The sequence below is a fragment of the Luteolibacter sp. genome (assembly GCF_058122085.1).
Genome location: NZ_JBIKBQ010000061.1, coordinates 1 through 24,106, shown reverse-complemented (window position 1 = coordinate 24,106; position 24,106 = coordinate 1). Strand labels below are relative to the sequence as shown.

Below are 24,106 nucleotides of genomic sequence, written 5' to 3'. Positions count from 1 at the left end.
AAAATCGAGTCCCTCGCCACTCCAACCTTGATCCCCAATCCATGATCACCTATCTCTTTCCCGCGCCCCACCACACCCGCTTAGTTTAGCCCCTCCGTGGTCGAACTTTCGGGTCCGCCTCATTGTGCACCTTGATCCGGCTTTCGATCTCAAGCTTCGAATGCGCCCCCGGCAGCTCGAAGTGGTGCGTGATGTTTTGAAAAAGATCGGTGAAACGCCGCACGCGCGTCGCCGGAATCACCCGGATCAAGGCACTGATCGTCTTCTGGTAGGGAAACGTCCGCGGCTCCAGATGCAGCGTGTTGACGCTGTGGGTCACCGGCATCCCGTAGTGAAACACCGTCCGGTGAAACACCGCAAGCTTCATGCCGGACGCGGGCGGGACCGGTTCGTTGGGATCACTCACTGCTGCTGTTGCTGTTGTTCCATCTGCCAGGCGGCGACATCGGATAGACTGGAAGACCGCGGCCCGGGACTGCTCTGGATGCGTTCCGGCATCAGCACGTAGGTTTCGAAAATCTCGGCCCCGATCCGGTTGAACCGCCCTTGCAGCGCATCCAGATAATCGTGCAACCCCGTCGCGAAGACATCCTCCGTCGAACCGAAGTTCAGATCCGCCAGCACCCGCCCGGCCTCGCGCTCCGCCTCGTTGGAAAACGATCCGCGCGGCGTTCCGGAAATCAGGTGAAGACTGGCATCCACCTTCTCGATGCAATACCGCACCGAGCGTGGGAAATCCTTCGAGAAAATCAGGAAATCCGCGATGCCGCGCGCGCTGATTTCGAGCTGCGCCGCACGGAACGCGCCCATCGCCCCGCACGAACGCAGGATGGCCGTCCAATGCAGAACCCCCGGCGAGATCGCTTCCAAGCCGTCCGCTCCCGGCGGCAGATAACTCGAAACATCGAGGAAGCGCGTGGTCTTGTCCGCCCGCTCCAGATGCCGCCCGAGATCCATGAACTCCCACGCCTCGTTGCGCGAAATCGTGGACGCCGCGATTCCGAGAAAGGTCATTACCGACCTCCGGATGTTTTCGTAATACTTCGGCGGATCGGAATCGATCAAGCGGTGCGCCTCGTCCGAGCGCGTGAAAAGATACAAGGCGTTCAACTCTTCCCACAGCTCGTCGGACAACTGGTCGCGCACCGTCCGCGCGTTTTCACGGGCGAGGGCGATGCAGGAGGTAATGCTGTTATGATTCCGCGGATCATCCGTCAGGAACCGGATCACCTCGTCGCTGCCAGTCTCGTCGTAAAGCTTGCTGAAGGCCTCCTCGTCGCCAGTGCTCAGGATGATCGGCTGCCAGAAACCGCGCAACCGCTCGCTGTCGAGCCGTTCGAAATCCAACAGCAGCTGCTGGTTGACGTCGATCAAGCGGGCGAGGTTGTCGGCCCGCTCCACATAGCGGACCATCCAGTATAAAGTGTTGGCGACTCGGGAGAGCATAAGAATTTAATGGCGCAGCACCCAAGTATCCTTGCTGCCGCCGCCTTGGGAAGAGTTTACGATGAGAGAATCCTTCGTCAGCGCCACGCGGGTGAGGCCGCCGGGCACGATTTTCACATCCTTGCCGTAAATGATGTATGGCCGCAGGTCGATGTGCCGGCCCTCCATCGCGCCTTCGCACCACGTTGGCGAGGTGGAAAGCGAGATGACCGGCTGGGCGATGTAGTTGCGGGGATCGGCGATGATGCGGTCGCGAAACTCCGCGATCTCGTCCTTCGTCGCGGTCGGTCCCATCAACATGCCGTAGCCGCCGGACTCGTTGGCCGCCTTCACCACCAGCTCGGGAAGATTGGCGAGAATGTATTTCATGTCCGCCTCCTCCGAGGCCAGATAGGTCGGCACGTTCGGCAGGATCGGTTCCTGTCCGAGGTAATACTCGATCATCTTCGGCACGAAATAATAGATCACCTTGTCGTCCGCCACGCCGGTTCCCACCGCGTTCGCCAGCGAGACATTGCCCGCACGGTAAGCGTTCATCAGGCCGGGGACGCCGAGCACCGAGTCCTTCCGGAACACCACCGGGTCGATGAAATCATCGTCGATCCGCCGGTAAATCACATCCACCCGCAGCAGCCCGCGGGTCGTCCGCATGTAAACGAACTTGTCCACCACGACCAGGTCCTTGCCCTCGACGATGTCGATGCCCATCTCCCGCGCCAGGTAGCAGTGCTCGAAATAGGCGCTGTTATGGCAGCCCGGCGTGAGCAACACGCACACCGGATCTCCGTCGCGGCGCGGCGAAATGTGATGGAGCATGTTCAGCAGATCCCGCGGATACGAATCCACCGGACGCACGCCCAGCGTCTCGAAAATCCCGGGGAACGCCCGTTTCAGCGCGTTGCGGTTTTCCAACAGATACGACGCGCCCGACGGGCAACGACCGTTGTCCTCCAGCACGTAATAAACCCCGTCCGCGCCGCGGATCAGGTCGCTGCCGCAAATGTGGATGTAAGTGTCCGCCGCCACGTCCACTCCGCGGAATTCGGGGCGGTAGTGCTTCGCCTGCTCGATGTAAAACCGCGGGATCACCTCGTCCTTGAGGATCTGCTGGTCGTGATAGATATCATGCAGGAACAAGTTCAGCGCCACGATCCGTTGCGTCAGCCCGGCCTCCAGATGCTCCCACTCGCTCGCCGGCATCACCCGCGGAATCGGGTCGAACGGAAAAATCCGCTCGGTCCCGCGGTCGTCGTGATAAACGTTGAAGGTGATTCCCTGACGCAGGAAATAGAGCTCCGAATTCGCCTTGCGGGCGAGGAAATCGCGCTCATCGATCTTGCCGAACTTCTGGAGAAGCGGCGCGCAGTGACTTCGCACGGCGCCGTCGGTGCCAAACATCTCGTCGTAAAACTTGCCGGGATTGTAGCCCTTAAACATTTCCATGGGTTCTATGGCCACAGCTTAGCAGGCGGCGGGCCAACTTTTCAATCTCCTTCCCGCGAGATCGCGGGTCCCACTCACAGCTCCTCCACGGGAATCACGTCCACGGCCACGTCGAGCTTCTGGCCGCCCGCGCCGAGCGTCACGCCGCGGAGGGGGCTCACGTCGGAGAAATCCCGGCCCCACGCGACGGTGATGTGGCGCTCGCCGGGCAGCAGGTTGTTGGTGGGGTCGGTGTCGATCCAGCCGGCGGATTCGCCACAGAAGACCGAGACCCAGGCGTGCGAGGCGTCCGCGCCGGTGAGCAGGACTTTCCCCGGCGGCGGCGCGGTTTCCAGATAGCCGCTGACGTAGCGGGCGGGCAGGCCGAGCGAGCGGAGGCACGCCAGCATCAAGTGCGCGAAATCCTGGCAAACCCCGGCGCGCTTTTTCAAAACCTCGGAAACCGGCGTGCTCACCTCCGTCGCGCGCGGGTCGAATTTGAAATCCCGGAAAATCCGGTTCGTCAGCCCCAGCACCGCTTCCAGAACCGGGCGACCTGGAGAAAACTCAGCCTCCGCATAGTCCGTGAATTCCCTGCCCAGCGGGACCATCGGCGAGCCGAAACGAAACGCGCCCGCCTCCGAGCCCGGCGTGAGCTTCTCTAGCTGACAGGCGTCGCGAACCAACTCCCACGGCGGTGTCGAGCGGGCGTCGGGATGCTGCGTGGGGAACACCTCCACCAGGCTGCGCGCGGTCACTTCGAGCGCCTCGTGTTTGCCCTCGATCTCGAAATACGCTGTCGTATTTCCGAACGAATCCACATGCACTCCACGACCCACGGGCACCGGATGAATTTCCAGCTCGTGCCACGGACAACGCTGCCCAGGCAAGGTCCGCGGGGCCAGTCTCGCCAGATGGTGCGAGACGGTCACTGCTCCCTCGTAGGAGTATTTCGTGCGATGGATGAGCCGGTATTTCATGTCAGTAAACGCGCCGCACCGAGTGGCTGAAATAATGTTGGGTGAGCATGTCGGCGAAGATTTCCAGCGAGGTGAAGATTCCGTCGAAGCCGCTTTCATCGGGAGCGGCCGGATTGAGAAACCGCTGGTCGAGCTCGTGCAAATGCTCGCGGATTTTCGGCCGCAGGCCGAAATCAGAATCACCGGGGAAGAAGGCGATTTCCCGGTCGATCACTCCAATCTGATAAGCGACGGAGCGCGGATTCGTCGGATCGAAGAAAACCAGCTCGATCACAGCGTCGAGCCGAGGCCGGGAAAAATGGCGGCGGCGGTAGGTCATCACGCTGTCGCAGGTTTCCAACAGCGGATCGAGCAACGGCGACTCGCCATCCCCCTGCCCCGCCGCCGTGCGCAGCAGCTTGAGGCCGCTCAACGCGCGCTCGACGCGGCGGCCGACTTCGAGGAAACGCCAGCCCTGGCCGCGGGTCATGTTTTCCGCCTGCATCCCGCCGAAGGCCGCGAGATGGAGAACCAGCGTGTCGAGAGTGCCTAGCAAGTCCGCCGTGCTCGCCAGTCCCTGGGGCAAATGAACGATGCCTTCGAGACGATTGAAAAAGCGCCAGGTGTCGTCCGATAGGCGGTCGCGGGCGGCAGCGGCGTTCAGCAGCAACGAGCGCGTCAGGCTGGCGATGCCGCCGCGCGCCGCCGGATCATGGATCAGGCCGGCGAGGATTTTCTGAGTCTGCGCCGCCTGGATGACCGTTTCCTTGGGAATGAGATTGCTGCCGCGCATCAAGCTGAGGCACGCGGCGAGTTGTTCCTGTTGGAGCTGACCGGCCTCGCCACTCAGATTGCGCAGGGTCACCCGCAGCAGGCGGGTGGCCAGCTCGATGCGCTCCGCGTGACGGCCGACCCAGAACAACTGCTCGGCGATCCGGCTCGGGACTTCGAGCGCGGCCGGATGCCGGTCTTTCAGCGGCCGCGGGTATTTCACATCGGCCTTCGCGCTGAAACCCGTGGTGCTATCAGAGACCCAGACGTCCTTGGTGAATCCCGCGTGCGGCGGCCACAACTGCGGCGCTTGCGCGGTTTTTCCGACTCTGGCGAGACCGCCCGGAAGGGCGACCGGACCGTCCGCCGCATTGACGGTGAAGGCACGCCAGATGACCGGGCGCTGGCGGATTCCCCGTGCTTCGAGCGACGGCGCCTCGCTCGGGGTGATGTCCAATTGGGCGACGAAATCATACGGGCGCTCCTCGATCGCGGCCACCCACTGCTTGCGCGCGGCGGGTGATAGACTCGCGCAACGCAGCGGCAGATGGGAGTCGCGATGGAATGCGGAAAGCAGCACGTAGCGGTGCAAATTCTCCAGCACGCGGCGGCGCACGTCGGGCTGGCCGAGCCACCAGGTTTCCACGAACGGCAGCTTGATTTCCTCGCCGAACCACTTGCGGCAAATCCCCGGGAGGAACGGCATCAGCGCGGGGCTCGCCGCGAAACCGGCGCCCGGCGCGTTGGCCAGCGCGACATTTCCCGTGCGCCACGCTTCCACCATTCCGGGCACCCCGCCGCGGCCGCGGACCCAGTGTTCGAGCGGGTCGAGGCCGTCGTCATCGATCCGGCTGGCGACCCCGTCGATCCGGCGCAGGCCCGACAGGGTTTTCAAAAACAGGCGGCGCTCGCGGACGGTGAGGTCCGCAGGCTCGACCAACGGAAAACCTAGCAACCGCGCCTTGTAGGCGTGTTCGAAATAAGACGGATGGCGGAAGCCGGGCGTGAGGAAAACCACGTTAGGCATCTCGCCGCGCGTCGGCAGCAGCGATTGCAGCGTGCGGCGCTCCAGATCGAAGAACGCGCCGAGCCGGGCGACGCGCAGGGCTTCGAACTGGTCGGAAAGGAGGTTCGAGGTGACGTTGCGGTTTTCCAACACCTGGCCCAGCCCGCCCGGCGCGCTGGTGTAGTCGCGGAACACCGTCCACTGACCGTTAGCCAGGCGGACGAGATCGCAGCCGGTGGTAACGACGAAGCGGCCGCCGACCGGTTGGACGCCGCGTGCATAGTGGAGAAAGGCCGGGCTAGAATTCACCAGGTCCGGCGAGATCAAACCTTCGCGCAGCAGTTGCTGCGGGCCGTAAAGATCCGCCAGAACCGTGTCGATCAAGCGCGCCCGCTGCGCCAGCCCGGCCGAAACCTGCGCCCACTCGGCGGCGGGAACCAACAGCGGAACGGGATCGAGCTCGTAAGGCTGACCCACGCCGCCAACGTCGCTGTAAACATTGAAGGTGGTTCCCAGATCCGCGATCATGCGGGCGGCGGCGGCGGCGATCGAACCGCGCTGCTCGGTGCTCCAGCGTTGGATTTTCTGCCCCATGCTGAACCAATGCGGCCTGATCTGGCCGCGCGGATCGCTCATTTCATCCCACACCGGACCGCCCGCCCCGAGGACAGGCGGCGATGTGGTTTGGGGGCGGAAGCTGTCGGCCATGGATCTGATGATCGCCCGCGGACGACCTGCACAGGCTCTACGGGATCATCCGCAAGTCCAGCGTGAAGGGGAAATCCGGCGGGTGTTAAAACGCCACGCCGATGGCGAAATGGAGCGTGCCGACGGGATCGCCCGGATCCCGGGTGAGGTTGTAGCCATATTCCAACCGCACGGGGCCGATGGGCAAATCCAGCCGCAGACCCAGCCCGACCGCAAGCTCCACGTCAGCGGAACCGAGCTTGTCAAACTCCCGGGAAAGGCTGCCGGCATCGACAAAACCGACGGCTTTGAGACTACCGGCAAGCCTGCGGATGAGTTCGGCATTGGCGTGCCACATGCTTTCCCCGCCGGTCGGAAAGCCCTCGACGGTGGGCCCCAGTTCGCGCTCGGGGAAACTGCGGACACTGTGCGCGCCGCCGTTGAACAAGCGGAGATTGATCGGGAGATCCACGCCGCCGCCGGATGGCACGAGGACTCCGCCTGCCGCGCCAAGCACGATCTGCCAGTCGTTTTCAAACGTATGATACCAAGCGCCGGAAAGCTCCGCCCGGACATAGGAAGTGGATAGATCACCCATGGCGGAGCCGATTTCCAACGGAGCCGCCAACTTCCAGCCATTGCGGGGCAGGACCGCGCTGTCCCGGTAGTCCAGCGTCTGCGTGACGCGGAGGCGGGGCTGGCCGTAAACGGTCTCCCCGAGCTCCGACACGGGAAGTCCGTCCTCGTTGAGGTTCACGAAGGAGAAGCCGGCGAGAGCCTCTAATTTATAGTGATCGCCAAACTCCCAGGCCCCGGTTCCCTCCAGACCGGTTTCAAACGAGCTGTATCCCTCCCGGCCGTAAATGAGGGCGTAGACGCGGGCGCTCGCGGCCACGTCGGTCCCCATGAACCATGGATCAACGAGCCGTGTCTCGCCTAACACTCCGCGCGAGCTGAACTCGAATCCGGTGCTGAATCCGAGCAACTCGCCCATGAGGTTCCTGTCGGTGTAGGTGGTCCGCAGCAGCGCCCCCTGATAGGAATCGAAGCCAGCCGCGAGGCTGATCTCCTTGGCGCGCGCTTCTTCCAGATGCAGGGTCGCGTCGATGCTGTCTCCCGCGATCTCGCGGGTCTCGAGGCGGGCGGAGGAAAACGCGCCGATGGCCAGAAAGCCGCGGAGGCGCTTGTTCATCGCCGCCTCGTCATACCAATCCCCTTCAAGGGGCTTCAACCTGGCTTCGATCCGCTTCGGATTGGTGCGCACCAGCCCCTCGATTTCAATCCGGTTGAGGCGCACGCGTTTTCCAAGATCAATGGAAAATTCAGGGATGAATCGCGGGCCGGCCAGAGTGCGGGTCATCGAAATTTCCGCATCGGGATAACCACTGCTCACAAACGCTTCTTCCACCGCGAGGCGCATGGCGTTCAAGTTCCCGGTGGTGGCGGTCTTGCCGGCATAAGGCTTCGCGGCCGCTTGCGCTTCAGGCACGCCGCGACCGTCCCGACTCACGATTTTCGCTTCGCTGATGCTGTACAACGGCCCCGGACGCACATCGATCGTTAGATCAACCGCTCCGGAAGCCGGATCAGTGGTGCGGGAAGTGACGGCGGCCTCGCCCCCCCAATGGCCTTGGGCATTGAGCTCCTGACGAAGATAGGACAGGCCGGTTTCCACGTCCTCCTCGCTGAACGGGGCGGCGCCGGATGTGAGCGAATGACCCTTCTGCGCGGGACGGCGGTATAGTTTCGCGAGCTGTTCCGCCTGGGCGGGCGGCACGCCGTTCACGCGGACCCGCCCCAGCGAGAATCGCCCTCCCTCATCCACGGTGAGCACGATTTCCGCGCGGCCGACGATTTTCCAATCCACCCGGACATCGGTGTAACCGTCCTTCCGCAGCACCTGCCGGACGAGGAACGCGGCGTCATCCGCGCGTGACGGCGCCGCTTCATTCGCCCGGACATGCGCCAGCCTGCCGCCCATGAGATCGAGAATCTCGTTCTCGGTTTTCTGCTTCATGCCGGTGATCCGCACGCGTGTCTCCGCGACGGCGGACAGTGCCGTGAGCATGAGTATCAAGCTGGTGCGGAGCAGGTTCATCAGCGGAAGGAAAGACGCCAGATCGCGAGCACGCGGGAGTCGCCGGTCGCGCTCATTCCGGCGGAAAGAAACCAGCGGTCCGTGACCGACAAAGTGGCGGTGGAGAAGGCATCGCTGGAATACGGATCGGCCTCGGCGAGGCTGAAATCGACCCGGTCCAGCAGCCCCAACAGGGGACGGAGCTGCCTGCCGATGCGGAACCTGCCGCGCCGCATTTCCTCGACGAGGAGCTGCAGGGCGCGCGAGGAGGCCGCCTGCGGATCTTCCAAACCAGTGGTGGTGGTGCCGGTGGCGAGCAGGGTCATGATTTCATTTTCCGGCAGCGGCGGATTTGAAGTTAGAACGAGCTGGGGATCGGAGGCGCGACCGTAGGCATAGACGGTCACGCGGTAAGGACGGGGCTCCGCGGTGCCGCGGATCTCCAGCATCGGATCGAAGCCGGACGCGGGGGTGAAGGTCGCCGTGCCCGAGCTGACGGACAAGGTGCTGAACGGCAGGGCGGCGCGGAAATTCTTAATTTCAAGCGCCCCATCCGGCGCGGGAGCCCCGAACGTGCCGCCGATGCGGACCTTCCCCGTGACCTCGCCGGTGGCGAAATTTCCGCGGATCAGCAGCGGTTCCCGGGTGCCGACCTGCACGTCGAGCGCCCAGTCCCGGAACGGTTCGGGAATGGAGCTTGGCCGGGCTTTCGGCGCGTCGATTTTCGGCAAGGCCGCTGCCCGGGGGGCGACGAAGGGCGAGCCGATGGGCAGCAACTCGATGTCCCGATAGAAAATGCTGTCCACCGCGCCGACGCTGCCGGAAAGCACCGGCCGCTGCCACGGGCCTTGCAGGCGGAGATCGGCATTGGCGCGGAGAATCAAAACATCGTCGCGAACTAACGGCAGATGGTCGCCGCGGAGGCGCAGGTCGATTTCACCCGGCTTGCCGTCGGTGATCGCGAGCGAGCCGTCGCCCTGCAAGGTCCCCCCCGCGACGCTGCTTTTCAGGCTCTTCAGGATGACGCGGTCCAAGGCGAGATCCAGGGATGCGGACGCGCCTTCGATGGCGGGAAAGCGGTCGTTCTTGAAACGGAAGCCAATACCGGTTAGGCCGATGGCACCCTTGAGCTCGGGTTTGCCGAGCTTTCCCGAGACGACGATGTTGCCGGTTGCGATTCCGGCGATCCGCTCGGCGGCCGGGACAAGGGAGCTGAAACGCGAGAGATCCAGGCGCGGGAGATCGACGCGCGCTTCCACGAGCTCCTCCTTGATCCGACCGGGCGCCTCGGCCCATTCGGCCGGGCGGAACGCCATGGATGCCTTCATGACGGTCGCGGGAAAGTCCGGAGCGGTGACGCCTCCGTCCAACGTTAGACGCCCGTCGCGGCCGGCAAGCACGAGCTTCAAACCGGCGGGCGGCAGCTTCGGATGCGTCGGCGCGCGGAGGTCTTTGGCCTCCAGAACGGCATCGACCACCGGCTCCGGGTAGGTTCCCGAGATTTGCAAATCAAGCTGGCCGGTGGAGCGCGGGTCGAGTTTTTCCATGGCCGGAAGCCACTCCTTGAGCACGCCCAGCGAGAGCACCCGCGACTTGATGGAGACCGCCAGCGGCCGGGCGTCCTTGGCGAGCGTGTCGCGCCATTTCGAGAAATCCCGCGGCACCGGCAGGCTGGCCGTGCCCTCGGCGAGCTCCTCCTTGCCGTCGCTCCAGAGGAAATGGCGGAGCTCCAGCAGATTGTCGGCAAGCGCGGCTTCGATCGCCACCGTCTGCTCGTTCACCCGTAGCCGCAGGCCCTGGGTTTCGAAGCCCGCCGGCCAGTCGTAGCGAATGCCGCCGATGGCGGTGACCGGCGGCGCGGCCTCACGCGACCAGGTGGCTTGGGAGAGTGACAGATCGCCCCGGTGTTTTCCCGATTTCAGCTCGCCGCTGCCGCTCCATTTGCCGGTCAGGTCGGCGGTGCCGCCGGGTTTCACTTTCACCACGGCCAGCCAGCGGTCGATCCGGCTGCTGGTGAATTCGTCCAGACCGAGCGTGGCCTGATAGGTCGCGGGTCCGGGCTGATAGCTCGCGGTGGCGTTCAGGCCATCGAGCGCGAGATCCGCGCCGAGCGGGTGGCCTCGCGCCCAGCGAGCTTTGAGCGCGACGGGAGAAGCGAGCTCGGCGTCATCCGGTTTCAAGACGAGGTCGGCGGTGGCGGCTTGGGGCTTGTTCGCGAGAAAGGAGACGTTGAAATTTCCGTCCACGCTCGACGGCGGGACCGGAGCCTGCGGGTCGATGGCCGGCACGCGGGCCGCCAGTTCGCGCAGGAGCTTGGGTAGGTCCGCGATGTTGAAACGGCCCTGCGTGTCGCCGAGCACGAAGCGGTTTTCTCCGCGCGTCACGGGAGCAGCGGCGTCCAGCGAGAAGCCGGTGCCCAGCATGAATCCGCGGGAGGTCACCGACGCTTGATCCGCGGCAAGCGTCGCGTCCATGGCCAGCTCGGACGCGCTCCAATCCTTCCAGGCGATGTTTTCCAACAACAATCTCACCGTGCCCGTCGCGGACTTCGGCTTCGGCAGGATTTGATCCAGCTCAACCGCCAGGGAAGTGAGCGTCGCGCTGGCCGGGATCTCAAATCCGAAGCGTTTCGCCGCTTGCGCCACATCAAGCCTGCCCTCGCGGAGATCGATTCTAGCCGATGCGAAACCCGCCGCGCCGGTGACCACGAACACCGCGTCATCCAGATGCAGCTCTGCTTCCGCCGATGGCTCGCCGCAGGCCGGAAGCCGCACGAACAGGTCGCGCAGGCTAACGCCCGGATAGGGATCGACGCGCGCGATCGAGAGCGCGTCGGGCGCCCAGGCGATGGTGGATTCCCGCGCCGGCCACTCGCGGCCGCCGGCTTCGGTGAGGACGCCGAGTCCGAGCAGGATACCCCCGCTGCCGGACTTGTGGGAAACGCGGCTCGGCGCGAGTGACAAAAGCGGTTTCCCATCGCGGGTGGCGGCGAGGCTGACGTTGTTCAAATCGAGCTCCACGGGCACGATCCTTCCCCGCACGGCGCGCAGGGTTTCCACCAGTTTCTTCAAATCCATCGGCGGTTTTTTTTCATCATCCTTCTTCAGCCCCAGCCGGAGATCCACATGCACGCCGTCCACCGCGAGGCCTTGCAAGCGGCCCCTGAGCAGACCGCGCCATTGGTAGTCCGGCGTGGCCCGGTCGATGCTCAGGCTGGCGAGCGCGCGGTCGCCCTCGATTTTCAGATCGGAAAACGACAGGCCGCCGGTGAGACTTCCGCCGACCTTGAAATTTCCGCGCAGTCCGGCTTTTTCCAGGAAATACGAGGCCGCGCGGGGAGCGACCAGCCGGATTCCCGGGCCATTCAGCCAAAGCAAACCGAGCACCAGCACCGCGGCAAAAACCCAGCGCCGATTCTTACGGCGTCGCTTGGGGCGCGCGCCGGCTTCCTCACGTGCTGTTTCCAAGTCTGACAAAACGCCGCCATCTTCACCGGAACCCGCAGCCCGGTCAATCACTCGCTTCCCCCTGCTCCCGGTTTCCCTTGCCCGCGGTTCGCGCCTTGCCTATGACTTCAGCGGACCCCGCTCCGCCCCATGATGAAATCACTCGTTTTGCTGTTTGCCGTTATTTTCCTGCTAGTCCCCGCCGGCGCCTTTGCCGCGGACGCCCATGCCAAGGAGCCCGCCTTCGTCACCGAAATGGCGACATTCGCCGAACGGGAAAAGGCCATGGGGCTGGATGGCATCGGTGCCAAACTCAGTTTCCGGGCCAAGCAGCAGCCGTTCCTGCTGGTGGCGACGATCATCTTCGTCCTCGCCATCATCCACACCTTTTTCGCCATCCCCATCACCAAGCTCTCCCACAAGGTGCAGCACGATCACGGCGCGAAGGTCCGCCGCTTGAAGGCTGACCTTCACGAAACGACGGAGGCCGACGACCTCGTCAACTTCAAGGCGACGCTGCTCCATTTCCTCGGCGAGGTGGAGGCGATCTTCGGCATCTGGGTCGTCGCCCTGGTGGGCGCGATCATCGCCTTCTACGACCTTGCGACCGTGAAAACCTACATCATGGGCGTCAATTTCACCGAGCCCTTGTTCGTGGTGATCATCATGGCGCTCGCCTCCACCCGGCCGATCCTGCGCTTCGCCGAGTCCTGCCTCAGCCACTTCGCCCGCATCGGCAAACAAACCCCGGCGGCCTGGTGGCTTTCGATCATGATCGTCGCTCCGCTGCTGGGTTCGTTCATCACCGAGCCCGGCGCCATGACCATCGCCGCGATGCTGCTGGCCAAGAAGTTCTATCAACTCAAGCCGTCCCCGCGATTCGCCTACGCCACGCTGGGACTGCTTTTCGTCAACATTTCCATCGGCGGCGTCATGACGAATTTCGCCGCGCCGCCGGTCCTGATGGTCGCCAAGAAATGGGGAATCACCAGCTCCGAAATGTTCCTCCACTACGGCGACAAGGCGATCGTTTCCATCCTGATATCCACCGCGATCTACTTCTTCTGCTTCCGCAAGGAACTGGCCGCCATGGAAAAACGGGCGGGCGACCATGATGGAGACGGTGTGGGCGACATGATCCAGGAGAAGCGCCGCGTGCCGCTGTTCATCACCCTCACGCACCTGGCGTTCATGGCCTGGACCGTGGCCTTCTCCCACTATCCGCCCCTGTTCATCGGCGGATTCCTGTTCTTTCTCGCGTTCTCCCAAGCCACCGCGAACCACCAGCACGAAGTCAATCTCCGCGGACCGATCCTCGTCGGATTCTTCCTTGCCGGGCTGGTCATCCACGGCGGGCTGCAAGGCTGGTGGCTCGCGCCGATCATTTCGAGCCTGTCGGAAATCCCGCTGTTCCTCGGCGCCACCATTCTGACCTCCTTCAACGACAACGCCGCCATCACCTTCCTCGCCAGCCAGGTCGAAGGGCTCTCACCCCAGTTGAAATACGCCGTCCTCGCCGGAGCAGTGACCGGCGGCGGACTCACCGTCATCGCCAACGCGCCGAACCCCGCCGGCCAGGCGCTGCTCGGCAAGTTTTTCGGCGAGGGAGTCTCTCCCGTGAAGCTCGCGCTCGCCGCCCTCCTGCCGACGATCATCGTCGCGCTTTGCATGTTGTTTTTCCCCGACCGCGGCATCGACGAAATGTTCGCGCCGGTGGAAAAAGTCCAAACCACCGCACCCGCCGCCCACTAACACCCCATGTTCACCGGACTCGTCGAAGCCATCGGCACCTTGCTCAGCCTTGAATCCAAAGGCGAACAAGCGCGGCTCACGCTCGATATCCCCTTCGCCGCCGAACTCGCCCTCGGCGACTCGGTGGCCATCAACGGCTGCTGCCTGACCGTCGCCGAACTCGCGCCCGGCCGGGTTTCCTTCGACCTGCTAGCCCAGACCCTGCGCGTCACCTCGCTCGGCGCGCTCGCCGCCGGATCGATCGTGAATCTGGAACGCGCGATGATGGTCGGCGACCGCTTCGGCGGGCATTTCGTCCAGGGCCACGTGGACGGCACCGGGAAAATCACCCGCCTCGAAGCCAGCGGCCAGGACCACATCGTCGGCGTTTCCCTGCCGCCGGAAATCCACCGCCTCTGCATCGACAAGGGCTCGCTGACCCTCGACGGCATTTCCCTCACCATCGCTGAGCTCACCTCCGACGGCGCGGTGTTCTGGATCACCCCGCACACCTGGGAGCATACCCACCTCCACCGCGCGACGATCGGCCAGGCGATGAATCTGGAGACCGACATGCTCGCGAAGTACGTGGACAAATTGCTCGCGGCCCGCAGCCTCGCAAACTGAAGTCCACGACTGCTTTTGAAGAAGCCGGCTTGCAGCGGAAGACTTGGTAACGAACATCCCAGCAGCTCTGATTCCCATGACAAGATTCCGCCCGTGCATCGACCTCCACCAAGGCAAGGTGAAACAAATCGTCGGCGGCAGCCTGCGCGACGAGGGCGCGGGGCCGACGGAGAATTTCGTTTCGGACCGGCCGGCCGGGTGGTTCGCGGAGACTTTCCGCGACGACGGACTAACGGGAGGGCACGTGATCAAGCTCGGGCCGGGAAATGATGAGGCGGCGCGGCAAGCGTTGGCTGCTTATCCGGGAGGATTGCAGATCGGCGGCGGGATCCACGAGGGCAACGCGGCGGAATGGCTGGAGGCCGGGGCGAGCCAGGTGATCGTGACTTCCGCGCTGTTTGACCCGGCGGGGAAATTTCTCGAAGACGCCCTGCGCTCGCTGGTGCGTGAAATCGGCCGCGAAAAACTCGTGATCGACCTTTCCTGCCGCCGGACCGCGGCGGGCTGGACGGTGGCGATGAACCGTTGGCAAACGCTGACCGACCTGACGGTGGATCACGCCACGCTCGACCGGCTCGCGCCGTTTTGCGACGAGTTCCTGATCCACGCGGCGGACGTCGAGGGCCTGTGCGGCGGAATCGACGCGGAACTGGTCGCGCTGCTAGGAAGCTGGGGAAAACGCCCGGTGACCTACGCGGGCGGCGCGGCGACGATGTCGGATCTGTTACTTGTCGAGCAGGCCGGGCGCGGCGCGGTGGACGTGACGGTCGGCAGCGCGCTGGATCTTTTCGGCGGCAAGGGACTGCGTTACAAAGACTTGGTCGCCTGGAACCGGCGGGCGGACAAATGACCCGATCACGTCCAACGGTGATGGGAGTCTACGTGGGGCCAGCAGACATATCTCAAAGCCAGCAACTCCAAATACAATTGGTATTTCGGCCATTCAGTTGCGGTGTCGGGTGCGACAGTGGTCGTAGGAGCTCCCGGAGAAGCCAGCAGCACGACGGGGGTGGACAGTGTCCCAAATTACAGTGCAGATATTTCCGGCGCAGCCTATGTCTTTGATTTAAACGCGACGGCACCACCTCCCGAGATCGCCATCGAACAAGCTGGGACAGTCATTGCCAGCGGGGGCTTGAAAGTTTTTGGACTCACCGCCGTGAGCAGCACCTCTGATCTCACCTTCATCATCAAGAACATCGGCATCGGCGATCTCACCCTTACCGGCACCCCGAAAGTCGCCGTGACGGGCAGTAGCAATTTCACCGTTATCGCCCAGCCTTCCAGTCCCATCACCGGTCCCAGCGGCAGCGCCACTTTTATTGTTCGCTTCGCGCCAACCTCCACCGGAACAAAAACCGCCGCGATTCAGATCGCAAACAACGATGCCGACGAGAACCCCTATGACATCAACCTCACAGGAGTTACCACCGCCCCTGCAATTACAATTCAACCCGTGGGCAGCAGCATTCATGATGGAGAGACAGCAGGCCTCTCGGTATCAGGCCGTGTGGGTGTCGCGTTCAACGCCTCCATCTCCGCTGCGGGCACGGTGAGCTTCTATGATGCCTCGGCACTGCCATTCGGAATCTCGCTGAATGCTCAAACAGGAGTCATTTCCGGTGTCCCTGTGGAGCCCGGAACGCACGTGGTTCAGGTCTGGGGAGTGAATGCCCAGGGAACCGGCGAGTTCCGCGCGGTGACCTTTGTCATTTCGTCCGCCGTGGGAACGCCGGCATTTTCCGGGGATACGGTGCTTCGGGCAATCGAAGGGCAGGCATTTTCCCATTTGATCACGACGGCTCCTGCAGCCACCGCTTTCGCCGCAGACGGCTTGCCGAGCGGATGGTCGTTTAACCCGCTGAGCGGGTTGCTCCAAGCTACGCCGCTCTTGGGAAACCACGATCTTGAGATCGAGGCGTGGAACGCGGTGGGCAGCAGTGGCAAGCAGTCGTTCCAAGTCCGTGTTTTCGCTGACGCGAAAGAACTTTGGTTGGACGAGAAATTCGGAGATCAGGCGGGCGACCCCGCGGTCGCGGGTTGGGATGTCGATCCCGATTTCGATGGACTGTCTAACTTGCTGGAATTCGCCTTCGGGCTGAATCCAAATTCGGGAGCATCCGTGCAGTTTCCTCCGGCACAGCGAGTCGCAGGGAATTTCGTGATCAGCTTCACCGAACCCGCTGGCATCACCGGAATCACCTACGGTGCCGAGTGGAGTCCGGATTTGACCCCGGCGAGCTGGCTGCCAGTGCTCGACACGGGCACTGGCACCACCCACACCTTCAGTATTCCAACTGTCGGCAGCCTGAGAAAGTTCATGCGCTTGAAGGTGACCAGTCCTTGATGGCTGCGGCTACTGCTGGATCGCCACCATGCCATGAAATTGGGGGCGGCGCGGGGCCCACTCGGACCATTCGCACCACCCCCGGTTTCCCTCTCCTGTCTGGAGAATCTATCTGAAACGGCGACCGGTGGTCGCTGTTACGCGTCGAGCCTGAGGGCGGCTTTTTGCGCGGCGCTTTTCGCCTCGGTCTTGTTGCCTTGGCCGTCGTCCGCGGTGAGGCGCATGCCGACGGGTTTGGAGACGCCGAACTCTTCCATCGTCACGCCATACATCACGTCGGCGCGGGCCATCGTGCGCTTCGAGTGGGTGACGATGATGAACTGCGAGTTGTCGATGAAGCGGTCGAGCACCTTGACGAAGCGGTTGATGTTCGACTCGTCGAGCGGCGCGTCGAGCTCGTCGAGCACGCAGAACGGGCTGGGCTTGATCATGTAGATCGAGAACAGCAGCGCGACGGCGGTCATCGAGCGCTCGCCACCGGAGAGCAGCGTGATCGACTGGAGCTTCTTGCCCGGCGGCTTGGCGGTGATCTCGATGCCGGATTCGAGCGGGTCGTTGGCGTCGATTAGATTGAGGTCGGCCTCGCCCTTTTCGCCGAAGAGCTCCTTGAACATCTCGCGGAAGTTGATTTTGACCTGGGCGAAGGTTTCGGAGAACAGGCGCTGCGTCTCGGTGTTGATGCGGTCGATGACTTCGAGCAGCTCGGACTTCGAGTTGACGAGGTCGTCGTGCTGGTTCTTGAGGAAATTGTAGCGTTCCTCGAGTTCCTCGAACTCCTCGATGGCGTCGAGGTTGACCGGGCCCATCGTGTCGAGGCGGCGCTTGATGTCGGCGACGATGGACTCGACGAATTCCCAATCCGGCTCGCCGGTCATTTCGCCGGGGATTTCCATCTCGTCGCTGGTGCCGTCGACGACGACGGTTGGCATTTCGTCCTCGGCGTTTTCGTCCGACTCGTCGCCGGTGACGATGGACTGGCGACCGCCGCGGCCTTGGAGGGCTTTCTGCGAGGCGATGCTGGTGAGCAGCGCGTGGGCGTCCGGCTCAAAGGTGGCGAGGTCGATTTGGTGGCGCTCCTGGATCGTGGTGACGAGGCTTTCCAGGCGCAGGTCGAGCTTGGTGCAGTTGATTTCCTCGCGGCCTTTTTGCTCGTTCACCTTCGAGTGGTCGCGGCGGAGCGCGGCGAGGAATGTCTCGGCGGTTTCGATGGCTTCGAGCAAAGCGGCGCGGCCTTCGGAGCGGGTGTTAATTTCCACTTGGAGGTCTTCCACTTCGGCACGGTGCGACTCGCATTCCTCGGAAAGCCGGGCGTTCTCGCCTTGGGCGGCTTCGATCCGCTGGTCGAACGCGTCGATCTCCGTCTCGCGGCGAATGGCGAGGTCGCGGAGTTCGGAGAGGCGCGCTTCCATCGGCTTCTGCTGCTCTTCGGCGGACTGCCTGGCGCGGCGCTCGACGGCGAGCTCGGTGCGGAGTTCGTTGAGCGATTCAACGATGTCCTGCTCGCGGCGGACGACGGAATCCGACTCGGATTGCAGGCGGCGCGACTCGTTTTCGAGGGCTTCAAGGCGATCACGGGCTCCGGCGAGTTCCTCTTCCATGTGTTCGCGGCTTTCGGCGGCTGCGCGCTCGCGGTTTTCAAGTTCGCCGCGCTCCCATTTGACGTTTTCGAGTTTGGTTTCGAAATTCTCGACCTCGCGGGTGGCGAGGCTGAGCTGGCCCTGGAGGGTTGATAGATCGACCTTCTGACGCTGAAGGCGCTCGCGCGAAACCTCGACTTCCTCGCGGAGTTGCTCGAGGCGGGCTTCGAGGTCGGTCACGCGGGTGCGGGCGGCCTCGTCGGCGGCGGTGAGTTCGGCGACTTCGGCGGCGAGCGAGCGGACTTCGTTTTGAAGTTCGAGAACGGAGGTGCTGCCTTCGGCGCCGGTGCCGCCGCGGAGCATGCCTTCACCGGATAGAATCACTCCTGCCAGAGTGACGAAGGTGACGCCCGGGTGAGCGGCGCGCAGGCGCAGCGCGCTCGCGAGATTCGGCACGATGAGGACTTTTCCCAACAGTTTTTCGATAACGGTGGAAATGCGGTTGTCGGACTTCACCCGGTCGAGCGCCCAGGCGGTCGCGCCTTCCGGCAGCGACTCCATCTGGGTGCCGGCGGAATGGCCGACAAAGGTTTCCGGCAGCACGGCAGCGACTCCCAACTGTTTTTCCGTCAGGCGGGTGATGACCGCTTCCGCCATCGCCTGGTCCTGGACGAGCACGGCTTGGAGGTGGTTTCCAAGGGCGGCCTCGATGGCGCGGGCGCAGGTGTTGTCGGCTTCGATGAACGAAGCGAGCACGCCGTGAATGCCGGGTTTGAATTGTTCCGGATTGCCGAGGCCCTTGAGCACGCTCTGGGTGCCTTTTTCAAAGCCCTCGCCGCTTTCGACGAGCTGGCGGACGGCGTCGAAACGCGCGGAGCGCTGGGCAAGCACCTTGTTCGACTCGATCGAAGCAACGCGGGCGGCGTCAAGGTCGCCGCGGGTGTGCTGATAGGTGCGCTCGGCGATTTGGAACGCTTCGGTGAGTTCGCCGAGCATCGAGCCGGTGGCTTCGACTTCTCCAGCGATGCGGGCCTGCTCGGCGCGGAATTCTTCGAGTTCCAGCGTGAGGCGTTGCTCCTCATCGCCGAGTTGGCGCGAGCGCTCACGGTTGCCTTCGAGCTGGGCGAGCGCGCTTTCGATTTTCGCCTGCATCGAGGCGATGATCGTCTGCGTGCGGTTCGCCTCGCCGCGGGTTTCGCGCAGCGCGGTCTCGATGGTTTCGCGCTCCTCGCGGGTGCCTTTGGTGCGGGTTTCCTGGTCGGCGAGCTGGATTTCCTTCTCGGCGATGATGCGGCTGAGTTGGTCGAGCGACTCGTTGGCTGCGATGAATTCGAACTCCTGCTTGGCGAGCTTCTCGCGCGTTTCGGCGATGTCCTCGTGGTTCTGGCGGATGCGGGATTCGAGCTCGGCCTTGCGCTCGTCGTTGAAGGAGATCCGGCCGGCGGCGGAGTTCAGCGCGTTGCGGTGTTCGTTGAGGCGCTGGCGGAGTTCGGCGAGTTCGCCTTCGAAAATCCGGGCGGCGGTGCGCGCTTCGGTGACCGCTTCCTCCTTGGCGGGAAGCTGCATTTCCAGCTCGGTGTCGCGGACTTCGAGGCCGCGGATGGAAACGACCAGCTCGTCGCGCTCGGCGGTGAGTTCGACGAATTTCCGGTGGCCGAGGTGGCTGTCGAGCACGCGGGTGTCGGCGGCGAGTGCCTGATAGCGGCGGGCTTTGGCCACCTGGCGGCGCAGCGAGTTCATCCGGCGCTCTTGTTCTGCCAGAACGTCGGAGACGCGCAGCAGGTTGGCCTCGGTGAATTCGAGTTTCCGCAGCGCTTCCTTTTTTTCGCGCTTGAATTTCGTGATGCCGGCGGCTTCCTCGAACACCGCGCGGCGTTCTTCCGGCTTGGAGGAAAGGATCTGGTCGATCTGGCCCTGCGCCATGATCGAGTAGGCGGTGCGGCCGATGCCGGTGTCCATCAGCAGGTCGTGAATGTCCTTCAGGCGGCAAAGCGTGCCGTTGATCCGGTATTCCGAACGCCCGTCGCGGAAGACCCGTCGGGTGAGGGCGACTTCATTGAAATCGACCTTCAGCGGGCCTTCGCAGTCGGCCATCGTCAGCGTGACCTCGGCCATGCCGAGCGGCTTGCGCTTTTCGGTGCCGTTGAAAATGACGTCGGCCATTTCGCCGCCGCGGAGGGCTTTGGCGGAGGTTTCGCCGAGCACCCAGCGGATCGCATCGACCACGTTGGACTTGCCGCAGCCGTTAGGACCGACGATGCCGGTCACGCCTTTGGCGAATTCGAACACGGTTTTATCCGCGAACGACTTGAAGCCGTGGATTTCGAGAGTTTTGAGATACATGCAGACAGGAGTTGGTTAAGGGTGAAGCCCGAGAGGGAAGTGGGCCGCGCGCAGAGTAACCGAGGCAAGCCGGTCTGCAATCCATGAAGCCGGATTGATACCGTATATGGTGTGGGAATGTCCGACTGGACGCAAGATGTGGCGCTTTCGGGTATTTAGGATCCCTGAAGCAATTTGCAGAACCTACTTCTTATCCTTCGCCCGCTGGAACCTGGCGCTGCGTGCCGACTCCTCTTGCGGAGGCGCTTTCGGCACATCCGGGACTGCTACGACGGGCGGAAGTGGGGCGGTTTTTTCCGCGCGTTTTAGCTTGGGGATCTTCACGCGCGGGGCTCGCGGAATGCGGTTTGGCAGCGCGAGTTGCGGCAGTTTCCAGCCGGTCCGGGTGAGAAGCGCGTCCGCCAGCACGATGAGGATCAGGGCGATGCCGAGCGGCAGGCGCAGCGAGGTTTCCGCCAGAAACGGCGGCCGCAGCCAGGCTTTGGAAATGTCCAGCAGCTCGCGGCCGCGAGTTTGGCTGGAGACGGCGCGCAGTTCTGTCAGACGCTCGGGTTCGAAGGCCCACTCGACCGACGAGCCGACGCTGAGCGGGCCGAATGGCAGCGCGTTGCCGGCGACCTGGACCGCGCCGCGGACGACGCTGCCTTCCTCGAGATCGCGGGTGAGCGAGAAATGGCCGGGCGCGATCCGCCGCCACGGGAGATCGAGCGTGGCGCCGCCGGTGTCGTCGCGCAGCCGGACCTTGGGCGGCATGGCGGAGAGTTTTTGCGACCAGGCGGCGGTGTCATATAACAGGTCCAGTGTCAGGCGCGTGCCGTCGAGGCGATGGCGCAAGGCGATGCCCGGCGGCGTGTCCTCACCCATCAGGAAGCGACCCATGGTCTGGAGGAAATCGCCGTAGCCCGGCCAATTTCTAGCGGTTTCGGAGAATTCGCCGCCCAGCGGAAATGACACCGCCGCGCTGCGTCCGAGGCCCCGCCGGGCATGGGCGACCAGCGGCGCGAGGTATTCATCCGTGGAAACCAGCGAGACGGTGGCGTCCTCGCGGGCGTAGGAGAGATTGTAGCCATCGGCCTGTTTGAACCAGTCGATCGGCTTCGGCGAGATTTCCGCCCAGCGGCCGGTGGCTTGCGCGCCGACGGGGTCCTTGATGAAAGCCGAACGGGCGATGGTGACGGTTTCCTGCGCGAAGATTTTCGGGATGTCCATCGGCTGGTTCGAGAAGAACATGCGGCCGTTGCCGCGCTTGGCGATGTCGTCCAGCAGCGCGGAATCACAGTCCTTGTCGGTGCCGAGACCGATGACCGAGATGGTCGCGCCGTTGTCGGTCATTTCCTTGATCAGGTTTTTGTAGTCGCCCGGTTCCTCGGAATCCTGGGCGTCGGAAAACAGAATGACGTGGCGGGTGCCGGCGGGGGATTTCTTGAGCTCGTCCCACGCCGCCTTGAGGCCGGCGTAAACGAAGATGCCGCCGCCGGAGGATTTGATCTTGCGGGCGCGGGCGCTGAGCTCGGCTTTTCTATTTTCGATGCGGGTCAGCGGGATGGTCTTCGTCGGCTCGCTATCGACCGCGAAGACGGTGATCTGGTCCATCGGTCCTAGCAGGTCGATGGCGTTCGCCGCGCCGGAATTAGCCAGATCCATCTTGGTTTGGCCGCCGGCGACACCGACGCTCATCGAGCCGGAGCGGTCCATCACGATGGCGAGCGCGACGGCGAGCTTGCGGTGCTCGGATTTCAATTCCATCGACACCGGCAGCAGCGCGTCGATGGGCGATTGGAAATAGCCGCCCGAGCCGAACGAGTGCTCGCCGCCGGCCATGAGCAGTCCGCCGCCTTGCTCGCGGACGAAGAAATCGAGCGATTTCATGAAGTCTGTTGGAACCTCGTGGGCGGGGACGTTGTTCAAAATCACGGCGCGCGCTCCGGCGATGAGTCCGGGTTTCAATTTCGATGGATCGGTGACGGTCTCGACGGTGAAATCCAGCGCCTCAAGCGCCTTGGCGGCCGGGTCGTCCTGATAGCGGGTGGCCAGCACGATGCGCGGGCCGCCGGTGATTTCGATCCAGCGGGTGGCGCGGTTGTTGCCGGGATGGGCATCGTTTTCCGGGCGGATTTCCGCTTGGTATTCGTAGCCGCCGCCGCGCGAGATGCGGTCGGTGAACTCGACGGTGGCGAGGCCGTTGACGAGGGTGACGGATGATTCGGTGAGCGTCTGGCCGTTGCGGCGCAGGACGAGCGGGAAAGTCGCGTCCATGGCGCCGCGAACGGTGATGGAAATGAGAAACGGCTCGCCGACCTGGACGCGCTCGGGGAAGCCGATGCGGGCGATGCGGGCGTCGTTCTCGGTTTCCTCGCGGATCAGTCGGAAGTCCAGCGGGATGCCGCGCGCCTGCATTTGGGCGGCCGCTTCGTGGAGCGGCTCGGTCGAGTAGCCGTCGGTGAATAATAGCACGCGGGACGGGCGCTTTTCATAGGCCTGCGCGGCGATGGATTGGAGGGCGAGTCCGGTTTTCGTCAATTTCCGGGAACCGGTGAATGACGATCCATCCGCACCGAGTTCGGCGACTTCGCCGGCGTAGTTGATGAAGCGCAGCGTGTCGCGGCGCGAGGGTTTCGAGGACTCTAGCAAGCGCTGCCACTCCGGCAGGCCTTTGTCGATCAGGTCCTCCGTCGAGTCCGAGCGGTCGAGCAGCACGTAGAGGTCGAGCGAGTTTTGCTGGTGCTGGATGACCGGTTCGGTGAGCGCGATGACGGCCAGGACCAGCAGGATGGCGCGCAGCGGTGAATGCAGTTTCAGCCCGCGCCAGAACCATCCAACCAGCGCGAGGGCGGGGATGATGAGGAAGTATTCCGGTGAGGTGAAGGTCATGGGGTGTTCTTCAGATTGCGCTCCAGTTCCTGAAATGCCGGGGAGGCGCCTTCTCCCTCACACCAGTCGGCCAACTCCTGCATGACGCATGAGATGCCCTCTCCTTCAAGATGCCATGCGACATAGCGCCACAGCTCATTCTCGTCGCAGGTTTTCCAGTCGAGCGGGTTCATGGGATCGGATTTATTGACTTGAAATCTAGGTCATGTGACCTGGATTTTTGGTCATGGAGATGACGGCTCTTGGGGAGGTTTTTGGAGGCAGTGCTGCGGAAGCGGTGCTTTTGCACATCTATCACTACGGCGAGTCTTATGGCAGGGCGATTTCATCGGATTTCAATGTCACGCTATTTTCGGTCCAGCGCCAGCTCGACAAGTTCGAAAAGGCGGGAGTCTTGGTTTGTAAAAAGCAGGGGAAAACACTCGTTTTTACATGGAACGCAAAATCGCGCTTTGCCAAGCGGCTGAAGGATTTGGTGGAGGTGGTTAACGAGGGCATGTCGCTTGAGGAAAGGGAACGGCGGTTTTCCGTACGCCGCCGTCCTCGCTCGAAGGACAAGCCGGTCATTTACAGCAAGGAGTGAAAGGCTCATGCGCTGGCCCTCCCGGCGGTGAATTTCCAGGAAACGAGGAGGGCTGCGATGAGCGCGAGGAGCCAGACGCGCCAGAGCGGATCGGGGCGCGTGTGACGCTCGATAGTGGATGGGTTGGCGATGGCGGTGGGATCGGATTTGCCGCAGACGGAGAAATCGGCTTCGCGGGTGTCGGCGAAGAAGACGGCGGCGTCGAGGAGCGTG

The 24,106-nt window shown here is 63.4% G+C and carries 16 protein-coding genes and 1 pseudogene; 6 read left to right on the top strand and 11 right to left on the bottom strand.

Annotated features, from left to right (window positions below; translation table 11 throughout):
• Positions 1–85: 85 nt before the first annotated feature.
• The 7 genes from AC4DF4_RS10660 to AC4DF4_RS10630 form a co-directional block, all read right to left on the bottom strand.
• Positions 86–406, bottom strand: coding sequence for a transglutaminase N-terminal domain-containing protein (locus tag AC4DF4_RS10660; protein WP_490048107.1), 321 nt, complete (start codon positions 404–406; stop codon positions 86–88).
• On the bottom strand, positions 403–1,446 hold the full coding sequence (locus tag AC4DF4_RS10655; RefSeq protein WP_490048106.1) for an alpha-E domain-containing protein: 1,044 nt from the start codon (positions 1,444–1,446) through the stop codon (positions 403–405). Before AC4DF4_RS10655 ends, AC4DF4_RS10660 begins: the two co-directional genes overlap by 4 nt.
• Before the next feature lie 6 nt (positions 1,447–1,452).
• Positions 1,453–2,883 carry a circularly permuted type 2 ATP-grasp protein gene (locus tag AC4DF4_RS10650; protein ID WP_490048108.1) on the bottom strand — a complete coding sequence of 477 codons (1,431 nt, stop codon included), beginning with the start codon at positions 2,881–2,883 and terminating at the stop codon, positions 1,453–1,455.
• Positions 2,884–2,963: 80 nt separating this feature from the next.
• A complete protein-coding gene (locus AC4DF4_RS10645; protein ID WP_490048105.1) occupies positions 2,964–3,848 on the bottom strand; it encodes a transglutaminase family protein in 885 nt (294 codons plus the stop codon).
• 1 nt (position 3,849) lies between these two features.
• Positions 3,850–6,312: a circularly permuted type 2 ATP-grasp protein gene (locus tag AC4DF4_RS10640; RefSeq protein ID WP_490048104.1), complete on the bottom strand. Its 2,463-nt coding sequence runs from the start codon at positions 6,310–6,312 to the stop codon at positions 3,850–3,852.
• Between the two features lie 85 nt (positions 6,313–6,397).
• Positions 6,398–8,389 (bottom strand): BamA/OMP85 family outer membrane protein, encoded by a 1,992-nt coding sequence (locus tag AC4DF4_RS10635; protein ID WP_490048103.1) that lies wholly within the window; start codon positions 8,387–8,389, stop codon positions 6,398–6,400.
• On the bottom strand, positions 8,389–11,835 hold the full coding sequence (locus tag AC4DF4_RS10630; RefSeq protein WP_490048102.1) for a translocation/assembly module TamB domain-containing protein: 3,447 nt from the start codon (positions 11,833–11,835) through the stop codon (positions 8,389–8,391). Before AC4DF4_RS10630 ends, AC4DF4_RS10635 begins: the two co-directional genes overlap by 1 nt.
• A gap of 129 nt (positions 11,836–11,964) precedes the next feature.
• On the opposite strand from AC4DF4_RS10630, the gene AC4DF4_RS10625 reads away from it, so the two are divergent.
• The 5 genes and pseudogenes from AC4DF4_RS10625 to AC4DF4_RS10605 all read left to right on the top strand — a co-directional run bounded on the left by AC4DF4_RS10625 (position 11,965) and on the right by AC4DF4_RS10605 (position 16,519).
• Positions 11,965–13,566, top strand: a complete 1,602-nt coding sequence (locus tag AC4DF4_RS10625) for a putative Na+/H+ antiporter (protein ID WP_490048101.1) — start codon at positions 11,965–11,967, stop codon at positions 13,564–13,566.
• A gap of 6 nt (positions 13,567–13,572) precedes the next feature.
• Positions 13,573–14,172, top strand: coding sequence for a riboflavin synthase (locus AC4DF4_RS10620; RefSeq protein WP_490048100.1), 600 nt, complete (start codon positions 13,573–13,575; stop codon positions 14,170–14,172).
• Positions 14,173–14,248: 76 nt separating this feature from the next.
• Positions 14,249–15,022, top strand: a complete 774-nt coding sequence (hisA, locus tag AC4DF4_RS10615) for a phosphoribosylformimino-5-aminoimidazole carboxamide ribotide isomerase (RefSeq protein ID WP_490048099.1) — start codon at positions 14,249–14,251, stop codon at positions 15,020–15,022.
• Positions 15,023–15,115: 93 nt separating this feature from the next.
• Positions 15,116–15,175 (top strand): annotated as a pseudogene (locus tag AC4DF4_RS10610) (hypothetical protein); the annotation flags it as partial.
• A gap of 6 nt (positions 15,176–15,181) precedes the next feature.
• Positions 15,182–16,519 (top strand): choice-of-anchor D domain-containing protein, encoded by a 1,338-nt coding sequence (locus AC4DF4_RS10605; protein ID WP_490048098.1) that lies wholly within the window; start codon positions 15,182–15,184, stop codon positions 16,517–16,519.
• A gap of 137 nt (positions 16,520–16,656) precedes the next feature.
• On the opposite strand, the gene smc is transcribed toward AC4DF4_RS10605, so the two are convergent.
• From smc to AC4DF4_RS10590, 3 genes are all read right to left on the bottom strand, one after another.
• Complete coding sequence (gene smc, locus AC4DF4_RS10600; protein WP_490048097.1) at positions 16,657–20,439, bottom strand: chromosome segregation protein SMC; 3,783 nt, start codon at positions 20,437–20,439, stop codon at positions 16,657–16,659.
• A 183-nt stretch (positions 20,440–20,622) separates the two neighbouring features.
• Positions 20,623–23,310, bottom strand: coding sequence for a VWA domain-containing protein (locus tag AC4DF4_RS10595; protein WP_490048096.1), 2,688 nt, complete (start codon positions 23,308–23,310; stop codon positions 20,623–20,625).
• Positions 23,307–23,483, bottom strand: coding sequence for a hypothetical protein (locus tag AC4DF4_RS10590; protein WP_490048095.1), 177 nt, complete (start codon positions 23,481–23,483; stop codon positions 23,307–23,309). The genes AC4DF4_RS10595 and AC4DF4_RS10590 overlap by 4 nt, the downstream gene beginning before the upstream one ends.
• A gap of 59 nt (positions 23,484–23,542) precedes the next feature.
• Between AC4DF4_RS10590 and AC4DF4_RS10585 the strand changes: the two genes are divergently transcribed.
• Positions 23,543–23,893: an ArsR family transcriptional regulator gene (locus AC4DF4_RS10585; RefSeq protein WP_490048094.1), complete on the top strand. Its 351-nt coding sequence runs from the start codon at positions 23,543–23,545 to the stop codon at positions 23,891–23,893.
• 5 nt (positions 23,894–23,898) lie between these two features.
• On the opposite strand, the gene AC4DF4_RS10580 is transcribed toward AC4DF4_RS10585, so the two are convergent.
• Positions 23,899–24,106: hypothetical protein (locus AC4DF4_RS10580; protein WP_490048093.1), on the bottom strand; the 208-nt coding region annotated here is incomplete at its 5' end.

Bases quoted from the DNA above. Each gene is read 5' to 3' on its own strand.
- AC4DF4_RS10655 (WP_490048106.1), bottom strand. From the start codon at position 1,446: ATGCTCTCCCGAGTCGCCAACACTTTATACTGGATGGTCCGCTATGTG.
- AC4DF4_RS10625 (WP_490048101.1), top strand. From the start codon at position 11,965: ATGATGAAATCACTCGTTTTGCTGTTTGCCGTTATTTTCCTGCTAGTC.
- AC4DF4_RS10645 (WP_490048105.1), bottom strand. From the start codon at position 3,848: ATGAAATACCGGCTCATCCATCGCACGAAATACTCCTACGAGGGAGCA.
- smc (WP_490048097.1), bottom strand. From the start codon at position 20,439: ATGTATCTCAAAACTCTCGAAATCCACGGCTTCAAGTCGTTCGCGGAT.
- hisA (WP_490048099.1), top strand. From the start codon at position 14,249: ATGACAAGATTCCGCCCGTGCATCGACCTCCACCAAGGCAAGGTGAAA.
- AC4DF4_RS10585 (WP_490048094.1), top strand. From the start codon at position 23,543: ATGACGGCTCTTGGGGAGGTTTTTGGAGGCAGTGCTGCGGAAGCGGTG.
- AC4DF4_RS10640 (WP_490048104.1), bottom strand. From the start codon at position 6,312: ATGGCCGACAGCTTCCGCCCCCAAACCACATCGCCGCCTGTCCTCGGG.
- AC4DF4_RS10590 (WP_490048095.1), bottom strand. From the start codon at position 23,483: ATGAACCCGCTCGACTGGAAAACCTGCGACGAGAATGAGCTGTGGCGC.
- AC4DF4_RS10620 (WP_490048100.1), top strand. From the start codon at position 13,573: ATGTTCACCGGACTCGTCGAAGCCATCGGCACCTTGCTCAGCCTTGAA.
- AC4DF4_RS10595 (WP_490048096.1), bottom strand. From the start codon at position 23,310: ATGACCTTCACCTCACCGGAATACTTCCTCATCATCCCCGCCCTCGCG.
- AC4DF4_RS10635 (WP_490048103.1), bottom strand. From the start codon at position 8,389: ATGAACCTGCTCCGCACCAGCTTGATACTCATGCTCACGGCACTGTCC.
- AC4DF4_RS10650 (WP_490048108.1), bottom strand. From the start codon at position 2,883: ATGTTTAAGGGCTACAATCCCGGCAAGTTTTACGACGAGATGTTTGGC.